This window comes from Flectobacillus sp., assembly GCF_049240685.1.
Classification (GTDB): Bacteria; Bacteroidota; Bacteroidia; order Cytophagales; family Spirosomataceae; genus Flectobacillus.
In genome coordinates, this window is record NZ_JBMLSD010000257.1 from 1 (window position 1) to 2,208 (window position 2,208).

Annotated in this window: 2 protein-coding genes; both read right to left on the reverse strand. The window is 39.4% G+C overall.

The features are described 5' to 3' along the window. Positions 1-5: 5 nt before the first annotated feature. Positions 6-1,520 carry an alpha-isopropylmalate synthase regulatory domain-containing protein gene (locus ACOVQ4_RS11840; RefSeq protein ID WP_421820851.1) on the reverse strand — a complete coding sequence of 505 codons (1,515 nt, stop codon included), beginning with the start codon at positions 1,518-1,520 and terminating at the stop codon, positions 6-8. 89 nt (positions 1,521-1,609) lie between these two features. Then, positions 1,610-2,206, reverse strand: coding sequence for a 3-isopropylmalate dehydratase small subunit (gene leuD / locus ACOVQ4_RS11845; protein WP_421820852.1), 597 nt, complete (start codon positions 2,204-2,206; stop codon positions 1,610-1,612). Positions 2,207-2,208: the final 2 nt, after the last annotated feature.

Sequence of the window (2,208 nt, forward strand, 5' to 3'; positions counted from 1 at the left end):
CCTTACTAAATTATATTCAACATCTTCTGTGTAGCTTTGATGGCTGAAACAGTTTGGTCTGAATCTAGACCTCGGGTTTTAAACTCTTTGCCATTGTGATCCCATGTAATGATAGTTTCGCAAAGGGCGTCGGTTTTTCCACCTGGAGGAATACGAACGGCATAATCGGTAAGATTTGGCAATGAAACACCTTTGAGGCAGTATATCTTCTTCAGGGCATTCATAAAAGCATCATATTGACCATCTCCTTGAGCACTTTCCTCGTAAATTCTCTCACGAACTTGTACTTGCACTGTCGCTGAAGGTTTAAGGTTTTTAGAATGTGTCAATACGTAATTCAAAACAATTACTTTTTCTTCAATAGTATTACTATCAAGAACGTCGGAAATAATGTATGGTAAATCTTCACGCGTTACCACCTCTTTTCTATCGCCCAGTTCAATAATACGTTGAGTGACTTTCTTGAGGTCGGCATCAGCTAATTTAATACCTAACTCCTGAAGGTTTTTTTCAATATTAGCTTTGCCTGAGGTTTTACCCAAAGCATATTTACGTTCACGACCAAAACGCTCAGGCATCAAGTCATTGAAGTAAAGATTCTTTTTGTTATCTCCGTCGGCATGAATACCCGCAGTTTGCGTAAATACATTTTCGCCTGTAATAGGCTTGTTCACAGGAATACGGAAACCAGAGAATGTTTCAACCAATTTACTAATGGTATACAATGAACTTTCATTAACAGAAGTTGTAGCCTCCTCCTTCATAAAGTCATTGATAATAGCAATAGCACTCGAAAGAGGGGCGTTGCCAGCACGTTCACCCATCCCGTTGACGGTCAAATGCAAACCATGAGCTCCTGCTTTGATGGCTTCCATCACATTGGCGATACTCAAATCGTAATCGTTGTGTGCATGAAAATCAAAATGCGTATTTGGATAGCGCTTCACCAACAAATCGATATACTCGAATGTTTCTCTTGGTGTCAAAACCCCAAGGGTATCTGGCAAAAGGACTCTTTTGATAGGTTGTTTAGTCAAAAAATCTAAATATTGTAATACGTATTCTTGAGAATTACGCATTCCATTACTCCAGTCTTCGAGATAAACATTACAATCAATACCTTTTGAACCAGCGAGTTCGATAACCTTAGCAATATCTGCAAAGTGTTGCTCAGGTGTTTTTTTGAGTTGGTGGGTTAGGTGGTTGAGGGAACCTTTGGTAAGCAAATTCATTACCTTAGCCCCTGCTTCCAGCATCCAATTTACTGAGGTTTCGCCATCGACAAATGTCAATACCTCTACCTTATCGATAAATCCATTTTCGGAAGCCCATTCTGTCACTTTTTTTACAGCTTGGAACTCACCTTCAGAAACTCTAGCAGAAGCAATCTCAATTCTGTCAACTTTCACTTCTTGTAATAGAAGTTGCGCAATTGTCAGTTTTTCGGGAGCGGAAAAAGATACACCACTGGTTTGTTCTCCATCGCGGAGAGTGGTGTCCATAATTTCGATATGTCTCATATTTTGCCATAGGCAATAGGCTGTAAGCTATAAGCTTAGGGTAAATATAAAAACCCTTAAAGCTTACAGCCTACAGCCTACAGCATTTCTTAGTACAAACTCTTCTCTGCGAATGTTTTGATTTCTTCTTTCATTGATTGTAAATAATCAATATCATCAAAACCATTCAACATATTATGTTTTTTGTAACCGTTGATAGCAAAACTTTCGCTTTCTCCAGTGGCAGCAATCGAGATAGTCTGAGCTGGAAGGTCAACTACGATTTCTGCTTTAGGGTCTGCTTCAATGGCTTGGAAAATTTTGTCCAAAAACTCAGGACTCACTTGCACTGGTAGGATACCGATATTTAGGGAGTTATTTTTGAAAATATCAGCAAAGAAACTCGATACCACACAACGGAAACCGTAGTCATAAATAGCCCAAGCTGCGTGCTCACGGCTAGAGCCACTACCAAAGTTACGACCTGCTACTAAGATTTTTCCTGAATAAGTTGGGTTATTCAATACGAAATCTTGTTTAGGAGTATCATCGCCATTGTAGCGCCAGTCACGGAAAAGGTTATCTCCGAATCCTTCACGTTTTGTCGCTTTCAAAAAGCGAGCAGGGATAATTTGATCCGTATCCACATTTTCTAATGGCAACGGAACAGCTGTTGAAGTTAATATTTGAAATTTATCGTAAGCCATTT

What these genes read in the sequence shown, in the direction of transcription:
- ACOVQ4_RS11840 (WP_421820851.1), bottom strand. Translation starts at nt 1,520, where the DNA reads ATGAGACATATCGAAATTATGGACACCACTCTCCGCGATGGAGAACAA.
- leuD (WP_421820852.1), bottom strand. Translation starts at nt 2,206, where the DNA reads ATGGCTTACGATAAATTTCAAATATTAACTTCAACAGCTGTTCCGTTG.